The organism is Microbacterium sp. lyk4-40-TSB-66 (assembly GCF_030209475.1).
Classification (GTDB): domain Bacteria; phylum Actinomycetota; class Actinomycetes; order Actinomycetales; family Microbacteriaceae; genus Microbacterium.
In genome coordinates this window covers 75,968-92,584 of the sequence record NZ_JARVRW010000008.1, presented here as the reverse complement: position 1 = coordinate 92,584, position 16,617 = coordinate 75,968, and the positions used below count along the sequence as shown (strand labels likewise).

At 70.5% G+C, this 16,617-nt stretch carries 18 protein-coding genes; 6 read left to right on the top strand and 12 right to left on the bottom strand.

Annotation, left to right across the window (positions count from 1 at the left end; all coding sequences use genetic code 11):
• Positions 1–29 precede the first annotated feature (29 nt).
• The gene (locus QRO03_RS12195) at positions 30–1,148 is read left to right on the top strand and encodes an ROK family transcriptional regulator (RefSeq protein ID WP_285137765.1); all 1,119 of its coding nucleotides are present in this window, start codon (positions 30–32) and stop codon (positions 1,146–1,148) included.
• Between the two features lie 124 nt (positions 1,149–1,272).
• Here the strand turns inward: QRO03_RS12195 and treZ are convergent, their stop codons facing one another.
• From treZ to QRO03_RS12160, 7 genes are all read right to left on the bottom strand, one after another.
• Positions 1,273–3,024: a malto-oligosyltrehalose trehalohydrolase gene (treZ, locus tag QRO03_RS12190; protein ID WP_285137764.1), complete on the bottom strand. Its 1,752-nt coding sequence runs from the start codon at positions 3,022–3,024 to the stop codon at positions 1,273–1,275.
• 90 nt (positions 3,025–3,114) lie between these two features.
• Positions 3,115–5,520, bottom strand: coding sequence for a malto-oligosyltrehalose synthase (treY, locus tag QRO03_RS12185; protein ID WP_285137800.1), 2,406 nt, complete (start codon positions 5,518–5,520; stop codon positions 3,115–3,117).
• Between the two features lie 5 nt (positions 5,521–5,525).
• A complete protein-coding gene (glgX, locus tag QRO03_RS12180) occupies positions 5,526–7,748 on the bottom strand; it encodes a glycogen debranching protein GlgX (protein ID WP_285137763.1) in 2,223 nt (740 codons plus the stop codon).
• An 81-nt stretch (positions 7,749–7,829) separates the two neighbouring features.
• A complete protein-coding gene (locus QRO03_RS12175; RefSeq protein WP_285137762.1) occupies positions 7,830–8,318 on the bottom strand; it encodes a glutaminase in 489 nt (162 codons plus the stop codon).
• The gene (locus QRO03_RS12170) at positions 8,315–9,184 is read right to left on the bottom strand and encodes a transposase (RefSeq protein WP_285137761.1); all 870 of its coding nucleotides are present in this window, start codon (positions 9,182–9,184) and stop codon (positions 8,315–8,317) included. Before QRO03_RS12170 ends, QRO03_RS12175 begins: the two co-directional genes overlap by 4 nt.
• A gap of 50 nt (positions 9,185–9,234) precedes the next feature.
• The gene (locus QRO03_RS12165) at positions 9,235–9,912 is read right to left on the bottom strand and encodes a GTP pyrophosphokinase (RefSeq protein WP_285137760.1); all 678 of its coding nucleotides are present in this window, start codon (positions 9,910–9,912) and stop codon (positions 9,235–9,237) included.
• Between the two features lie 43 nt (positions 9,913–9,955).
• Positions 9,956–10,093 carry a hypothetical protein gene (locus QRO03_RS12160; RefSeq protein WP_183418583.1) on the bottom strand — a complete coding sequence of 46 codons (138 nt, stop codon included), beginning with the start codon at positions 10,091–10,093 and terminating at the stop codon, positions 9,956–9,958.
• 117 nt (positions 10,094–10,210) lie between these two features.
• On the opposite strand from QRO03_RS12160, the gene QRO03_RS12155 reads away from it, so the two are divergent.
• Positions 10,211–10,537, top strand: a complete 327-nt coding sequence (locus QRO03_RS12155) for a DUF7882 family protein (RefSeq protein WP_285137759.1) — start codon at positions 10,211–10,213, stop codon at positions 10,535–10,537.
• Positions 10,538–10,578: 41 nt separating this feature from the next.
• Here the strand turns inward: QRO03_RS12155 and QRO03_RS12150 are convergent, their stop codons facing one another.
• A complete protein-coding gene (locus QRO03_RS12150; RefSeq protein ID WP_055959437.1) occupies positions 10,579–10,896 on the bottom strand; it encodes a DUF7882 family protein in 318 nt (105 codons plus the stop codon).
• 114 nt (positions 10,897–11,010) lie between these two features.
• Between QRO03_RS12150 and QRO03_RS12145 the strand changes: the two genes are divergently transcribed.
• A complete protein-coding gene (locus QRO03_RS12145; RefSeq protein WP_285137758.1) occupies positions 11,011–11,322 on the top strand; it encodes a DUF7882 family protein in 312 nt (103 codons plus the stop codon).
• A 1-nt stretch (position 11,323) separates the two neighbouring features.
• Here the strand turns inward: QRO03_RS12145 and QRO03_RS12140 are convergent, their stop codons facing one another.
• Both QRO03_RS12140 and QRO03_RS12135 read right to left on the bottom strand, forming a co-directional pair.
• Positions 11,324–11,578 (bottom strand): three-helix bundle dimerization domain-containing protein, encoded by a 255-nt coding sequence (locus QRO03_RS12140; protein ID WP_285137757.1) that lies wholly within the window; start codon positions 11,576–11,578, stop codon positions 11,324–11,326.
• Positions 11,579–11,675: 97 nt separating this feature from the next.
• Complete coding sequence (locus QRO03_RS12135; RefSeq protein ID WP_285137756.1) at positions 11,676–12,203, bottom strand: MarR family winged helix-turn-helix transcriptional regulator; 528 nt, start codon at positions 12,201–12,203, stop codon at positions 11,676–11,678.
• Between the two features lie 136 nt (positions 12,204–12,339).
• Between QRO03_RS12135 and QRO03_RS12130 the strand changes: the two genes are divergently transcribed.
• On the top strand, positions 12,340–12,828 hold the full coding sequence (locus QRO03_RS12130; RefSeq protein ID WP_285137755.1) for a MarR family winged helix-turn-helix transcriptional regulator: 489 nt from the start codon (positions 12,340–12,342) through the stop codon (positions 12,826–12,828).
• A gap of 27 nt (positions 12,829–12,855) precedes the next feature.
• Here the strand turns inward: QRO03_RS12130 and QRO03_RS12125 are convergent, their stop codons facing one another.
• On the bottom strand, positions 12,856–13,095 hold the full coding sequence (locus QRO03_RS12125) for a DUF3072 domain-containing protein (RefSeq protein ID WP_285137754.1): 240 nt from the start codon (positions 13,093–13,095) through the stop codon (positions 12,856–12,858).
• Between the two features lie 78 nt (positions 13,096–13,173).
• Between QRO03_RS12125 and QRO03_RS12120 the strand changes: the two genes are divergently transcribed.
• Both QRO03_RS12120 and QRO03_RS12115 read left to right on the top strand, forming a co-directional pair.
• Positions 13,174–14,139, top strand: coding sequence for an alpha/beta fold hydrolase (locus QRO03_RS12120; RefSeq protein ID WP_285137753.1), 966 nt, complete (start codon positions 13,174–13,176; stop codon positions 14,137–14,139).
• Between the two features lie 98 nt (positions 14,140–14,237).
• Complete coding sequence (locus QRO03_RS12115; protein ID WP_285137752.1) at positions 14,238–15,341, top strand: FUSC family protein; 1,104 nt, start codon at positions 14,238–14,240, stop codon at positions 15,339–15,341.
• Between the two features lie 29 nt (positions 15,342–15,370).
• Here QRO03_RS12115 and QRO03_RS12110 read toward each other — a convergent pair whose 3' ends face one another.
• Positions 15,371–16,612, bottom strand: a complete 1,242-nt coding sequence (locus tag QRO03_RS12110; protein ID WP_285137751.1) for an ADP-dependent glucokinase/phosphofructokinase — start codon at positions 16,610–16,612, stop codon at positions 15,371–15,373.
• Between the last annotated feature and the right edge of the window lie 5 nt (positions 16,613–16,617).

The window sequence follows — 16,617 nt, the reverse complement described above, 5'->3', positions numbered from 1 at the left end:
GCCGTCCGGGCCGGGAAGAGGGAGGTGCGATGCTCACCGAGAGCGAAGCCGCCGTCGCCCGCGCCGTCGTCATCCACGGCCCCCTCTCGCGCCGCGCGCTCGCGGCGCGCCTCCATCTGTCTCCGCCGAGTCTCACTCGGCTGACGCGCCCGCTGGTGGACGCCGGCATCCTGATCGAACGCGACGACGAGACCGACGGCTCGGTCGGGCGCCCCTCGCGGCCGCTCGACGTCTCGCCCTCGGCGGGGACGTTCGTGGGTGTCAAACTCACGAGCGACCATCTCCACCTCGTCGCCACCGACATCCGGGCGGAGGTCCGCGATCGCACCGATCGATCACTCGCCTCCACCGAACCACGGGCCGTCATCGACGACGTCGCAAGGGCCGTCACCGCTCTCGGCAGAGATGACCTCCGCGGTGTCGGCGTGAGCCTCGGCGGCCACGTCTGGGCCGGAGTCGCGGTCGACGCCCCCTTCCTCGGCTGGCAGGAAGTGCCCCTCGCCGACGCACTCGCGGCACGTCTCGGCATCCCGATCACTCTCGAGAACGACGTCGTCGCCCTGGCCGAGGCGGAGCGCTGGTTCGGCGTGGGTCGCGACCTCCCGGGCTTCGCGATCGTCACCGTCGGCGCCGGCGTCGGCTTCGGCCTCGTCATCGACGGGCGCACCGTCCGCACACCCGACGCCGGCGTCGGCACCGTGGGCCACCTCCCCCTCCGTGCGGACGGCCCCACCTGCCCCTTGGGGCACCGGGGATGCGCCGCCGCTCTGCTGACCACGTCCGCCATCTCGGCTCAGGTGTCGGCGGCCCTCGCGCGTGACGTCACGTACGACGAGGTGATGAACCTCGCCCGCGATCGCGACCCGGCCGCGACGGCGGTGATGGACGCCGCGGGCGACGCCCTCGGCACCCTCTTCGCCCTCGCCGCAAACCTGTCCCTGCAGTCCGACATCGTCCTGGCCGGCGAAGGTGTGGAGGCGTTCGATCTCGTTCGCGAGCGGGTGGATGCAGCCCTCTCGCGGGGACGTGCGGGCTCGGCATCCGCCGTCGCGATCCACCCCGACCGCTCGGGTTTCTCGGCCTGGGCGCGGGGAGCTGCGGCGGTGGCGATCCAGGCCGCGATGGGTCGCATCTCGCTGAACGACTGAGCCGGACGCGTCGGCGGACCCGCCCCCCCCCTCATCATCGCCGAAGCCTGAGCACCCGGAGCCCGCGCCTCGCCCGCACGGCAGACGGCCCCGCCCCCGAGGGGACGGGGCCGTCGAGAACGTGTCAGAGAGCCGGACCGACGATCGCGCTCGCTCCCGCGGGCACCGTCACCGATGTGGCGTCGAGCACGACACCCTCCGCCGTGGCCAGCAGCACCCGGGCGCCGGAGACGACGGATGCCGTGGCCTCGGCATCCGACAGATTGACGACCACGACGAGGTCGCGGCGGCGCAGCTCGTAGACGCGTCCGCCGCGGGCCTCGTGGGCCTCGGCCGACAGGCCCTCGCGGGAGGGGTCGGTGAGCTCGGGGCGCTCGCGACGGAGCTTCGCGAGTTCGCGGTAGAGCCCGAGCAGCTGAGCGTGATCGCCCTCGCCCACCTCGTCCCAGTCCAGCTTGGAGTTCTCGAACGTCGAGGGGTCCTGCGGGTCGGGGACGGTCGATTCGTCCCAGCCCATCTTCTCGAACTCGGCGATGCGCCCCTCGGCGGTGGCTTTGCCGAGCTCGGGCTCGGGGTGCGAGGTGAAGAACTGCCACGGCGTGGTCGCGCCCCACTCCTCGCCCATGAACAGCATCGGCGTCCCCGGCGCGGTGAGCGTCAGGACGGCGGCCGCCGCGAGCCGGTCGTAGCCGAGCGACTGGGAGAGCCGGTCGCCGGCGGCGCGGTTGCCGATCTGATCGTGGTCCTGCGCGAAGGTCACCAGGCGCCAGTTGGGCACGTCGGTCGGGATGGGCTTGCCGTGCTTCTCTTCCCGGAAGCTCGAGTACGTGCCGTCGTGGTAGAAACCGCCCTCGCTGACCTTGCGGTACGCCTCGATGTCGGCGAAGTCCTCGTAGTAGCCGATGGTCTCGCCGGTGAGCGCCACGTGGGCGGTGTGGTGCCAGTCGTCCGACCACTGGGCGGTCAAGCCGTAGCCACCGGCCTCGCGCGGCAAGATGAGCTTCGGGTCGTTCATGTCGCTCTCGGCGATGGTCGTCAGCGGGATGCCGCGGTGCGCCGACAGGGCGTCGGTGCGCTCGGCGATCTCCTGCAGCACGTGCGGGTCGCGGTGATCGAGCAGCGCGTGCACGGCATCCAGGCGTAGGCCGTCGACGTGGTAGTCGCTCATCCACATGAGAGCGTTCTCGACGATGTAGGCGCGCACGGCGTCTTCGTCGAGGTTGACCGAATCGCCCCACGTGTTGCGGCTGCCCTCGCGCAGGTACTCGCCGAACTCGGGCAGGTAGTTCCCCGAGGGGCCGAGGTGGTTGTAGACGACGTCCTGGATGACGGCGAGGCCCGCCGCGTGCGCCGCATCGACGAACCGCTGGTAAGCCTCCGGTCCGCCGTAGGCCTCGTGCACTGTGTACCAGAGCACGCCGTCGTATCCCCAGTTCCACGTGCCGTTGAAGCCGTTCACCGGCAGCAGTTCGACGTGGGTCACGCCGAGGTCGACGAGGTGGTCGAGACGGCCGACCGCGGCATCCAGGGTCCCCTCGGGGGTGAAGGTGCCCAGGTGCAACTCGTAGATCAGTCCGCCCGCGAGCTGCTTGCCCGTCCAGCCCGCGTCGTTCCACGCGTACACCGACGGGTCGAACCACGCCGACGCCTCGTGCACGCCGCCGGGCTGTCGCCGCGAGCGCGGGTCGGGGCGCAGGTCGTCGCCTTCGCCCAGCACGAAGCCGTAGCCTTCTCCGTCGGCGAGGTCGACGGCGGCCGTCCACCACCCTGCAGCACCTGCCGTCATCTCGACGTCCTCGATGACCGTGTCACCGCTGTCGTCGAGTCGGCGCAGCCGCACCCGCTTCGCCTTGGGTGCCCAGACGTCGATGCTCATGTGGGTTCTTCCTTTCCCGTGAGTTGCCAGGAATTGTCGCTTGGGAGGCGCGTGAGGCGACGAATCCTGACGACTCACGCGAGGGCGGGGTTACGAGACCAGCAGGGCGACGGGGTACGTCGCCAGCAGGTCCGACAGGGCGGTCGGACCGCCCGGGTACGTGCGACCGGTGAAGACGTCGGTGACCGGCGTCTCGGGCAGCAGCAGCACGGTGTCGCGCCACCCGCCGCGCTCGGCGAGACCCCACGGCAGACGCGTCGCCACGGCCGACACTCCGCCGCGGTCGAAGGCGACCACGTGATCGGATGCCACGCCCGCCGCCTCGAGCGCCCGATAGACGTCGAGGGGGTGGTCGCGGCGCACGCGCAGCGCGCGCGAGGTCACGAGCAGCTTCGCGGCGCCGGTCGCGTCGACGGGCGGGTGCACGGCATCCGTCCCGTCGATCTCGGCGAGCAGTCGGCGCCGCTCGGCGAAGTCGACAGCGCGGCGGTTGTCGGGGTCGACGAGCGACTGCTCCCACAGTTCCGAGCCCTGGTAGACGTCGGGAACGCCGGCGCCGAGGATCTGCAGCAGTTTCGCCGACAGGCCGTTCGACCAGCCCGCGGCCGAGATTTCGTCGACGAACGCGCGGACCCGCTCGGCGGCGGGGCCGGTCGCGGCATCGACGACCGCGTGCATGCGCTCCTCGAACGCTTCGTCCTGCTCCCACCAGCCGGTGACCTCGCTCGCCTCCCGTGCGGCCTTCTCGGCGTAGGCGTGCAGGCGCTCGCGGTACACCTTCAGTCCCTCGGGAGTGGATGCCGACGCGGGCCACGCCCCGACGATCGCCTGCCACAGCAGCGCGTCGAAGGGACCGTGACCGGTCGAGGCGATGCCCTGGAACTGCTCCAGGCGCGCCGCCCACCGCTCGGGCATCTCGGCGAGCACCGCGATGCGGGCGCGCGTGTCCTCCCCGCGCTTGGTGTCGTGGGTCGACAGGGTCGTCATCGCGAGCGGCCATGATGCGTGCCGGGCGGCTTGCGCGGCGTGGAAGCCGGCCACGTCGAGCGCGAACTGCCCCGGGTCGCCGCCCACCTCGGTGAGCGAGCCCAGACGCGTGTAGCGGTAGAACGCCGTGTCCTCGACGCCCTTCGCCATCACGGGTCCGGTCGTCTGCTGGAAGCGCCAGGCGATCTCGAGGTCGGTGTCGACCAGCGCCGGCACGAGCTTCTCGATGACGTCGCCGAGCTCGGGACGACGCACCTCGGCCTCGCCCGCGGCGGCGTCCAGGTGCGCGCGACCGGCGGGGAGGTAGGAGCGGTAGACGGGGAAGCACGCGAGGATCTCGGCGAGCGCGTCCTGCAGCACGTCGGCCTCGAACTCGTCGCGCAGCGGTGCAGGAAGGCCCCGCACGATCCGGCGGATCTCCGACACCTGGATGGAGTCGGCGATCTTGCGCTTGGTGTCGTGGATCAGGTCGTGCCAGCCGGTCAGGGCCGGCAGATCGCTGTCGACGCGCAGTCGCGCGTCGAGCGCGTCGAGCGCCGCCTCACCCGCGGGATCGGTCAGCACGCGGTCGATCTCGGCCAGTGCGTCGTAGCCGGTGGTGCCGGCGGTCTTCCACCACGAGGGAAGGGCTTCGCCGTGCTCGAGGATCTTCTCCCCCAGCACGTAGCCCACCTCGGAGCCGCTCGCCGCGGTCAGCGCGGCGGCGAGCCGGTCGAGGTATCCACCCGGGTCGACGAGACCGTCGGGGTGATCGACCCGCAGGCCGTCGGCGAGTCCCTCGCGCACCCATCGCAGGATCTCGGCGTGAGTGGCCTCGAAGACCTCCGGCAGTTCGACGCGCACACCCGCGAGGGTGGTCACGGCGAAGAACCGGCGGTAGTTCAGATCCGCCGCCTCGTCCTGCCAGAAGCGCAGTTCGAAGTTCTGCGCGTCGAGCAGAGCCTCGACGGCGTCACGCGAGCCCGAGGCCGCGGCATCCGTCCCCGTTTCCGGTGCGACCGGGAAGACGTGGTCGTAGTACCGGATCAGCCCGTCGGGGGCGTCGTCGGCCGGGGTCGGATCGTACGAGATCTCGTCGATGACGGCGTCGAGGTGGTCGCCGAGCACCGGTACGCGCACCTTGCCGCCGCCGAACTCCCAGTCGATGTCGAACGCGGTCGCGTGCGCCGAGGCGCGCCCCTGGCGCAGCACGTCCCACCACCACGCGTTCGTGCGCGGTTCCGACACGCCCATGTGGTTGGGCACGATGTCGATCAGGATGCCGAGTCCCTCGGCGCGCGCGGCGGCCGCGAAGCGCTCCAGGCCGAGGGCGCCGCCCCGGGCCGGATCCACCCGCGTGACGTCGACGACGTCGTAGCCGTGGTCCGAGCCCGGAGTGGCCTCGAGGATCGGCGAAAGGTACGCCCACGAGACCCCGAGGTCACGGAGGTAGTCCGTGACCTCGGCGGCCTGGTCGAGGGTGAATGATTCGCGGATCTGCAGGCGGTAGGTCGAGAGCGGATGCCGCATCTCGGTCACAGCTCCGGCTTGGGCGCTTGCCCCGGGAGGTCGTCGGCGCCGATCACCTGGATCTGCGCCGTGAGGGAGGCGGCGACGGAGTGGTCGACCTCGGGCTCGGGCAGGTGGTGCTCGCGCAGCACGATGAGCGACTTCGGCTCGATCGGCAGGGTCTCCCCCGGATCGAGGGGCTCGGTGTTCGCCCGCTCACCCGCGGTGTCGACGTACGCGTCCCACTTGGGGGCGTACTCGAAGGCCGGGAGCTGGAAATCGACCGGCTCGTCGCCGGCGTTGAACAGCACGAGGAAATGGTCGTCGCTGATCGACTCACCGCGGCGGTCGCGCTCGCGGATGCCCTGTCCGTTCAGGAAGACGCCCACGGCCCGGCCGAAGCCGCTGTCCCAGTCCTCGGGCTGCATGAGCGAACCGTCGGGACGCAGCCACACCACGTCGGGGATCGGCGCCCCCTCCTCCATCTTCACGGGGCGGCCGTCGAAGAACCGGCTGCGGCGGAAGGTCGGGTGCTGCTTGCGGAGTCGCGCGAGGGCGGCGGTGAACTCGATGAGCGGGTGGTCGATGCTCGACCAGTCCACCCACGTGATCTCGTTGTCCTGCGCGTAGCCGTTGTTGTTGCCGCCCTGCGTGCGGCCGAGCTCGTCGCCGTGCAGCAGCATCGGCACGCCCTGGCTGAGCAGCAGCGTCGCGATGAAGTTGCGCTGCTGCTGCGCGCGGCGCGTGAGCACCTCGGGGTCGTCGGTGGGACCCTCGACGCCCATGTTGCTGGAGCGGTTGTGCGATTCGCCGTCGTTGTTGTCTTCGCCGTTGGCGTCGTTGTGCTTCTCGTTGTACGACACGAGGTCGCGCAGCGTGAAACCGTCGTGGGCGGTGACGAAGTTGATGGATGCCACAGGGAAGCGGCCCGAGTGCTCGTAGAGGTCGGCCGAGCCCGTGAGGCGCGACGCGAACTCCGCGAGGGCCTGCGGCTCGCCGCGCCAGAAGTCGCGGACGGTGTCGCGGTACTTGCCGTTCCACTCGGTCCACTGGGGCGGGAAGTTGCCGACCTGGTAACCGCCGGGGCCGACGTCCCACGGCTCGGCGATGAGCTTCACCTGCGAGACCACCGGGTCCTGCTGCACGAGCTCGAAGAAGGTCGCGAGCTTGTCGACCTCGTAGAACTCGCGGGCCAGGGTCGACGCGAGGTCGAAGCGGAAACCGTCGACGTGCATCTCGAGCACCCAGTAGCGGAGCGAGTCCATGATCAGCTGCAGCGTGTGGGGATTGCCCACGTTCATGCTGTTGCCGGTGCCGGTGTAGTCGGTGTAGTAGCGCTTGTCGTCGTCTTCGAGGCGGTAGTAGGCCTCGTTGTCGATGCCGCGCATCGACAGGGTCGGGCCCATGTGGTTGCCCTCGGCGGTGTGGTTGTAGACCACGTCGAGGATGACCTCGATACCGGCCGCGTGCAGAGCCTTGACCATCGCCTTGAACTCCTGCACCTGCTGACCGTGACCACCGGTCGAGGAGTAGGTGTTCTGCGGGGCGAGGAACGCGATCGTGTTGTAGCCCCAGTAGTTCGACAGCCCCTTCTCGATGAGGGTCGAGTCGTTGACGAACTGGTGCACCGGCATGAGCTCGATGGCGGTCACGCCGAGCTTCTTGAGGTGGTCGATGACGGCCGGATGAGCGATGCCGGCGTAACTGCCGCGCAGCTCTTCGGGCACGTCGGGGTGTAGCTGGGTGAGGCCCTTGACGTGCGCCTCGTAGATGAAGCTCTCGGCGTACGGGGTCTTCGGCTGACGGTCGCCCGACCAGTCGAAGAACGGGTTCACGACCACGCCCTTCATCATGTGGGGGGCGGAGTCCTCGTCGTTGAACGAGTCGGGATCGCCGAACTCGTAGCTGAAGACGGGCTGTCCCCAGTCGACCTGACCCTCGACGGCCTTCGCGTACGGGTCGAGGAGGAGTTTGCGGGCATTGAAGCGCTTGCCGTTCGCCGGGTCGTACTCCCCGTGCACCCGATAGCCGTAGCGCTGACCCGGCTGCACGTTGGGGAGGTAGGCGTGCCAGACGAATGCGTCGACGTCGATGAGTTCGACGCACGTCTCGGTCCCGTCCTCGTCGAACAGGCACAGTTCGACCTTCTCTGCTCCCTCGCTGAACAGGGCGAAGTTCGTCCCATTACCGTCGTAAGTGGCCCCGAGGGGATAACTGGATCCTGGCCATACCTGCTGCACGTCGCTCACGATAGACCAGCGTGGTTTCCGGCTCTGACCGCAGTCAGCGCTGTTGACAGGTCCCCCCGTCCCGACTATGCGCGCGGATGCCTACGCGCGCTCCGGGGGGTGCCGCAGCAGCTCGATCCGTTCGTCGAGGTAACGGGCGAGGGGCATGTAGCCGCCTGCCGCACTCCATCTCACGAGAGCCTCTCCCCCGCGCACGGCCACCGGGCTCGATCCCGCATCGAGGCGGGCCGGATCGATCGTGTGCCAATCGATGTGCACGGTCTCGCCCTCGGGGACGCCTCCGCGTGCCGCCGCCGCCGACAGCTCCGCGCGGCGCCGCTGCGACTCGGCCGCGAAACCGCGGCGCACCTCGGCGTGCGAACGCACGATGTCTCCGGTGGCCAGCACGCCGTCGTCGGTCAGCAGGAGCACGCCCAGGTGCCACGCCGTCCCCCGCGGGACGATACGGGCCGCGCGGGGGATGCCGAGCAGCCGGCGTCCTTCCTGCAGCTCGCCGAGCCGTTCGCGCGGCGCGTCGTCGAGGCGCGACCGAGCGGCGGCGAGCAGCTCCTCCATCGACCCGTCGGTCATGCCCGATCCCCCTCGTCTCGCTGCACCTCGGCGTCCCGCTCGGCCTCGGCACGCTCGACGGCACGACGGGCCGTGCGCACCGCGTCGGAGGCATCCTCGTGCTCGCCCTCCCGGCCCTCCACCTCCTCGTCGGCGTCGGCGGCGTCCTTCTCGGCGCGCGCGAGGTCGGCGCGGAGGGCGTCGACGCGCTCGTGCGCACGGTCGGCCTTCTCCCGCGCCGCGACCAGCTTCTTCTCGGTGGAACCACGCTCGCGCTCGGCGTCGGCGTGCGCCCGTTCCGCCTCGCGGACCGCTCGCTCGGCGGCTTTGCGCGCACGACGTGCGGCGAGGTCGTCGCGCGGTGGAGGCGTCGGCAGGGCGTCGGGAAGCGAGCCGGCGACCGCCTGGCCGAGGGCGTCGCCCTCGAGGGCGGCCAGGTCGATGGCGGCCACGAGCCGGCCGGTCAGAATCGCGGCGGCGGCCGTCTCATCGACGATCGCGGCGTTCACGCTCTTCTCGACGGCATCCGCCATCGCCGCACTCAGCGGTGTGCCCGCATCGGAGGCGAGCTCCCCCGCGCGCCGGGCGAGTGCCGCCACCAGCTGCCGACGCTGACGTCCGAGCCGCGCGAGCTCGGCGGCGTCCCGGTCGTCCTGCGCCTCGTGCAGCGCGCGCGACAACTCGACCGCCTCGCCCAGCTGCCCGTCGCGCACGAGCAGATTGACGGCCCAGGCGGCGACGGTGGGCTTGCGCAGCTTCGCGATGCGCCGGCCGACACCTCCGCCGATCTCGGCGGCGAGCTCGTTTCGTGCCGCGGTGAAGCGCGCGGGCGGCAGGGCGAGCAGATCGGCGGCGACCTCGTCGAGGCGTGCGTCGTCGTCGCTCATCCCCCTATTGTCGCCACCCGGGAGGGGCGTGACCACCGCCCGCCACGCCCTCAGAGCGAGACGATGCCCGGGCGCGGGCCGCGGATCTCGCGGTGGAGCCGCTCCATGCGCGCGTCGAGCTCCGATGCCGTGTCGGCGGCGTTCTTCAATTCGGCGAGCAGTTCCCCCGGCACGAGACGGTCGTACTTGTAGTAGATCTTATGCTCGAGGCTGGCCCAGAAGTCCATCGCGATCGTGCGGAACTGCACCTCGACGGGCACGTCGACGCGCCCCGTAGACAGGTACACGGGAACCTCGACGATCACGTGCAGGCTCTTGTACCCGTTCGCCTTCGGCTGGGCGATGTAGTCCTTCACGTCGCGCACCGTGATGTCGTCCTGCCGCGTGAGCAGGTCGGACAGACGATAGGCGTCGTCGACGAAACTGCAGGTGATGCGGATGCCGGCGATGTCGGTGATCGCGGAACGGATCGAGTCGAAGTCGGCCTCGGTGCCCTTGCGCCGCACCTTGTCGACGAGGCTGTCGGGCGACTTCACCCTGCTCGAGACGTGCTCGATCGGGTTGTACGCGTGCATCTCCTGGAACTCTTCGCGCAGGATCGAGATTTTCGTCTCGACCTCGGCGAGGCCGAACCGGTACTCCATCAGGAAGCGTTGGAACTCGTCGCGCATCGCCCGCAACGCCGCACCGGAGACGGTGATCTGCTGATCGTCCAGCGCATCCGACATGGACACGACGGTACCGACGATGACTACGAGGCCGCTGGGAGCCTCACCTTTGCGGTGGCTCCGACGCTCGCGGGACCAACTCGCCGTCGATGACGTCGATGCCGATCAGGCTGCGGAAGACCTCCGGCAGGTCGGGGTCGTCCGCGGGCTCGGAATGCCGAGGGATCGGGGGGTGTGTCACGGCGGTCTCCTTCCGTGCGTTCCTTCACTCTCGCAGGTCGGCCGCGCGCTCCCGGGTGGTCTTGACACCGCGCGATCCGGCACGTACTTCCCCCGCACTCTGGCGTATCGTGGCGGCATGGGGACCATTCACTACGGCGGAAGCGGCACGGTCGTCCACATCGAGGACCGTGCTCTCGCCCACCTCAAAGTCGTGATCTCGACCAAGCTGCGCCGCGGAGAGAGCTTCACGCTCTCCTGGCGTCACCGCGACGACGAAGAACGTGGACGCAGCACGCTGTGGCTGCACCCCGCGATCCCCCTGCGCTTCGTCTTCGACGAGGCCGAGCCCGCGACCCTGAGCCGCGAATGGATCGAGCGTCTGGCCGACTCGGCCAACTCCTCGGGCGGCATCATGCTCGTCCCCGAAGACATGAGCCCCGCCGAGCACTCCGGCACGGCCTGAGTTCCGCGCTCAGGGCGGCGCGTCTTCGCGTCGAGGAGGGCTCAGCCTTCTTCGACGTGCGCGTCTTCGCTGGGTTCGGGTGTGATCGCGAGGCCGTTCGGACCGGAGGCCGCGAGCATGAGGTCTTCGACCCAGACGCGGTTGATGCGCGGCTGCCGGCTGCCGTAGAAGTGGAACTGGATGGGTACCGAGGGGTGCATCCAGAAGCTACGACGCCCGCTGCCGTCGCCGACCTCGACGTCGAACATGAACGACTCCGAGCGGCGCAGTTTGTTCATCACGACGATGCGCAGGTGCGCCAGCGTGCGGTCATCGATGTCGACCGCATTGGCCACGGTGTCGTAGATGAATCTGCCCATGCCGACGAGCCTAGTCGAGGAACGCAGAGCGTCATCCGCTTTCGGGGATGCCATGCCGGCTCACCCGAATCAAGCCCTCGAGCCTCCGTCGCGCGGCGCGACTAACGTGCTCATGTGGGAACCCTTTACTACGGAGACGCCGCGACGCCGATCGAGATAGACGACCGTGCGTTGGCGCACGTCAAGGTCGTCATCGCCACCAAGCTGCGTCGTGGGGAGAGCTTCACCCTGTCGTGGACGCACGGGCCCGACCAGGAGGTGGGACGCAGCACGGTGTGGCTGCACCCCTCCATTCCGCTGCGCTTCGTCTTCGACGAGCCCGAGCCGGCGCTCCTGAGCCGCTCGTGGATCGAGGCGCTGGCGAACTCGGCCAACTCGTCGGGGGGACTGCTCCTCGTCGACGAGCCCCCGCACCCCGGGGCGTGAGTCAGACGCGCGGTTGATCGAGGATCTCGCGGGCTCCGTCTTCGACGGCGGTCGGCACGACGAGCGGGCGACCCGCCGAGAAGGCGTCCCATTCGCGCAGGACGACGCCTTCGATGTGTACGGGGTCTTCGTGGGGGTACTCCGCGCGCAGGCGCGCGACCACCTCGCGGAACGACACCACCGGCGTGCCGTCGACGACGGCGACGATCTCACCCGGGCGCGCGGGCGAGATCGTCTCGACAGCGCGTTCGTCCATACGTCGATGGTTTCACGGTGCACCGCCGCGGCCTAATACTCCGGGGACGAGTAGCTAGGCGACCTTCTCGCACGCCGACTCATCATCGAAGGCGAGGTCACTGCGCGAGATCGGCCTCGACCGGGTGCGGGTCGACCTGGTCGACGGCATCCTGAAGCCGACCGAGGCAGGCGATGACGGCCGCGCTGTCTTCCGGGCTCATGTCGACGACGGCCGCCATCATGCGCGAGTGCATGGATCCGAGGGTGGCGCGCACCTCTTCGTCGCTTACGGCCGTCGCGACGATGAAGATGCTGCGACGGTCGGTGGGGTGCGGCACCCGCACCACGTGGCCCGACTTCTCGAGGCGGTCGACGATCGCGGTGGTGGATGCCGTCGACACCCCCAGGTAGCGCGTCAGCTCACTCGGTGAGACCTGTCGCTCCTGACCCGCCGCCCGCAACAGGTACCGCAGGACCAGCAGTTCGTTCTCGCCCATCGACATCGAATCGCGGGTGCGTCGCCTCATCGCCACCTCGGCGGCCCGGTACACACGGAAGGCCTGGAGCACGTCGACGGCACGCCGACGGCGATCCTCTTCGCTCGCGCCGTACCAGTAGCGCGACGTCTCCGACCCGTTTTCCACCTGGGCATCTTATGACAGCCCCGCTCGTCCAGCCCCCTGCCCACGCATCTGACGGGCGGGTACCATTCGATTAGGGCGGTTGCCTAGTTGATCGGCGCCGAAGACACTAACCCATCGAAACATCTGAGGAGGCGAGATGCGAGATCCCGCGACGGCGGACGACGTGGTGAAGGCGCTCAACGACCTCACCGATTCGGGAATCGCCTCCGAGCGCGCAGCACTGCAGTCCCTGGGCATCGGGCCCAATGACGCGAAGGTGCTGCGCTTCCTCCTGCAGCGCGTCGACGACGCCGAACCCGTCACCCCCCGCATGCTCGCCGCCATGCTGGGCATCTCGTCGGCGGCCACGACGGCTCTGATCGACCGACTCGCCGACGCGGGATGGGTGACGCGAGAGCCCTACCCCGGCGATCGGCGCTCCATCGTCGTGCGCGAGACCATCGACGCCGGCTCTCCCGCGCGCCGCATCCTCGCCGTCCGGCGTGCGTCCGCCGTCGCCGCGGCCGAGCGTCTCGGACCCGAGGAGCGCCGCATCGTCGCCGACTTCCTCGACGACATCGCCCGTGGCGAGACCGAGGACATGGGCGAGATGTGCCCCCACGACGAAGCGCCCCACACTCCGTGAGGGGTGCGGGGCGCTCGTGCGACGGTTCTATTCGGTCGCGCGACCGGTCTCGTTCTGCAGACGGTCGATCTGCTCGGAGGCCTCGGCCTTCGTGAGGTCGGCGGGGATCTCTTCGCCGGCTTCACGCGCGAGGGTGTCGAGGTAGCTGCGCTGGGGAGCGGTCATCGGCTCGTCGCCGGTGACCCAGTCGGAGGGGTCCTTCTCGGCGGGGTTGTCACCCTCGCGGACGGCGCCCAGGGTCTCTTCTTCACGGGAGGAATCGCTCATGACCCGAGGCTAGGTGCGATCAGCGGCGCCGGGCCCGGGATTGACAGAGCGCTCAGGCGGGTACGGCATCCTGGTCGGATGGCCGATGACTCCCGCCCCGCCGACGTTCGGGTCGACACGTACCGCCGAGGTGACGCGCGGACGCGGGTGACGCGGGTGTCGACGGGGACCGACACGGGCCGATCGTTCGTGCTCGTCGCCGGCATCGGGGTCGCCTCGTCGTACTTCGAGTACCTCGCGCCCCTGCTGGCCGAGGAGGGCGAGGTGTACGCGCTGGACCTTCCCGGATTCGGTGGGGTCCCGGCATCCGGCGAGCATCCCACCGCGCGGTTCTTCGCCGATCAGGTGGAGGGCGTCCTCGATCACTACGGTCTCGCCGAGCCGGTGCTGATCGGTCACTCGATGGGCACGCAGGTCGTCACCGAGGTCTTGGCGCGACGCCGCCATCTGACGCACGCCGTCCTCGTGAGCCCCGTGGTCGACGAGACCGAGTCGACCGCGCTGCTACAGGCCGTGCGCTTCGTGCAGTCCACCGTGCGCGAGTCGATGCACATCGCCCTCCTGGCGGTGTCGGCCTACCTCCTGTGCGGGTTCCTCTATTTCTTCGAGACGCTCCCGCACATGCTGCGGTACCGGATCTCGGAACGCATCGGGGAGGGCCGTGCCACCGTGCTGCTCATCCGGGGGGAGTTCGACCGCCCCTCCCCCCGCCGCCTCCACTCGCGTCTGGTCGCCCGCGCCCACGCGGCCCGACGGTGGGAGATCGAGGGCGCGGCACACTGCGTCGTCAACAGTCACGCCGTCGGCGTCGCCCGGCTCACGATGCGGCACGTGCGCGACGAGCTCGCACCGAAGGGGCGGATGCCGGCGGCCGACGCCGCGGTCCCGCCCGCCGCTCACGCCGACATCCGCATGGTGCTCGGGGCGATGGCCAGCCGGTTGGCGGAGTGGGTCAGCGCCGCGCGCAAGGACGAGCACGGCGTGCAACGCGCCAAGGCCCGACATGCGCGCGTGCTGTGGAACGCGTACCGCCCCACGCGCTGAGGGCTAACCCGAGGGCTCCGGGTCGGCAACCCCCGCGACGTCGCGGATCCGCTCGCACAGCATGGGAGGGTGTCCACTCGTCCCCGTGCTCCGCGCCCATGAGGCTTCCCGCCGCCCTCGATCCCCGCCGGTGGTGGGCCGATGCGATGACCGCCGACCGGCTCGTGCTGGCCGCGAAGACCGCCGCGGCCGCCGCCCTCGCCTGGTACCTCGCCCCGTTCGTCCCCCTGGCCCAGAGCGAGTACTCGTACTACGCCCCGCTCGGCGTTCTGGTGAGCATGTACCCCACCGTCGCGCGCTCCGCCTCGAGCGGACTGCAGGCGGTGGTCGGCTTGGCGCTCGGGATCGGCCTGGGCCTCGCGAGCCTCTCGGTGGTCGGGCTGGGCCTGCCGCGCATCGTCGCCGTGGCCATCGTCATCCTTCTGGGCGTTCTGCTGGCGGGCGTGCGCGCCCTGGGGGTCGGGCGCGACTGGGTCGCCATCGCCGCCCTCTTCGTGCTCCTGCTGGGCGGTGCCGACCCCGACGGCTACTCGTCGTCGTACCTCATCACGATGGGCTTCGGCGTACTCGTGGGCGTGATCGTGAACCTCATGGTGGTACCGCCGCTGCGTGTCGAACGCGCCCGGGACCGCCTCTCGCTGCTGCGCGACGATCTCGGTCGCGCCCTCCACCGCATCGCGGACTCGCTCGCCGGCCGCGCCTTCGATCCCGCCACCGCCGATGCCGCGACCGCCGGGCTGATGGGCACGCTGGCGGAGGTGCGGGAAGAAGTCGACCTCGCGGACGAGAGCCGCCGATACAACCCGCGCGGCCGCCGCCTGCGGATGCCGCGCGACCTCAACCGTCGACGCCTCGACGCGCTCACCGGAACGGCCGACGCCACCCGGGAGCTGTCCGCGGCTCTCACGCGTCTCACCGCCGCCCCTGACGTCGACACGCGCCTCCCCGCCGACGCGCGGCGCGCCCTCGCCGACGCCGTGGAGGCCGTGTCGCAGCTCGTCGTGACGCCGCCCGAGCCCGAGGGCACCGCGGAGCAGCTGCGCGCGGCGGAGCAGGCCCTCACCGGCTACACCGACGGACTCCGCGCCCTCGAGGCGCACGAGGAGCCGCTCGACGCGTGGGAGGCTGCGGTGAGTCTTCGCCGCGTCATCGCCGCGTGCGGGCCGTTCTCCGATCCGGATGCCGACACCGCGACGCCGTGACCCGGTCGCGGCGTACCCCCGGTCACCGGTCAGCGCACGGGCGACGCCGCGTCGAGAGCGCGCTCCAGGGCCGCGGCCGTCGCGAGACGCGCGGCCGCGGGGACCGCGGCGAGGAAGCCGCCGACGAACGTGTCGCCCAGGCCGATGGTCGTGGGATGCGCGGTGTCGACCAGGAACGCGGGCACGCCCGTCGCCCCCCGCCTGCTCTCCGCCGCGGCGACGACGGCCGTCCCGCCCGCGTGCCGCGGCAGCCGCGCCGTGTCGTCGAGGTCGTCCACCGTGCAGGTGTCACCGAGGCGGTAACGGGTGGCGGCCGTGCGCACCGCGCTCTCGAGACCCGCGCGGTGTCGGGGCGAGTCGGGACCGACGGCGATCGCCCAGTACTTCGTGTGCACTACGAGCGCCCTCGCGGGGATCACCTCGTGCACCTCGGCGAGCGCGGCCACGACGTCGTCGGGTGCGAGCAGGTCGACCGGACGACCGAGGTACTCCTGCAGTTCGTCCTCGTTCATGCCGTAGACGTCGATGCGATCGAGCAGGCGGCTGCGCACGAGCGACGACAGCTCGCGCTGGTAGAACCCGGCGTCCTCGTAGTACACGAGCGCATCGGCGGGGAGGTGCCGCATCGCGGCGCCGAGGTCGTCCAGACGATGCTCGAGCAGCGCGGCATCCTGCATCGTGTTGAACCCCGAGACGAGGAAGGCCGCCGCTCCCGCGAGCGCACCGCCGAGGTCGGGGGCGATCGCCATCTCGCGGTTGGGGGCGTCGTTGGCGAAGATGAGGCGGTTGGATGCCGGGGCGGTCACCGCGGCATCCGCCAACGCGACGGTCGTGCCCTCGGGGTACTGCACGATGAGGTGCGGATCGAGGGTGTCCCTCGTCGCCGACGACACGATGCGCATCGACGCCGGGAGCAGGCGCCGCACGTTGTCGTCGATGCTCACGAGGTGCTGCACCGTGGGCACGCCGATGCGGTCGAGGGCGATGCCCGCGCGCACGCCCGTGCCTCCGAGGGTGATCTCGACGTCGAAGTGCGCCGCGAAGCGTTCGACGATGTCGCTGGAGAGGACGAAGCGCTCGCCTCCCCCGCCGGTGGCGAGGAAGGCGAGCACCGTCACGACGAGTGCGCGCTCGTCGATGACCGGCGTCGTGGTGGTCAGCTCGTCGAGACGGATGCCGTACCTCTGCGCGAGCGCCGAGAGCACGTCGGCATCCCATCCGATCTCGTAGTCGACGGTGCCGCCGAGTCCGAGGACGAGGTCTCCCCCCATGTCGC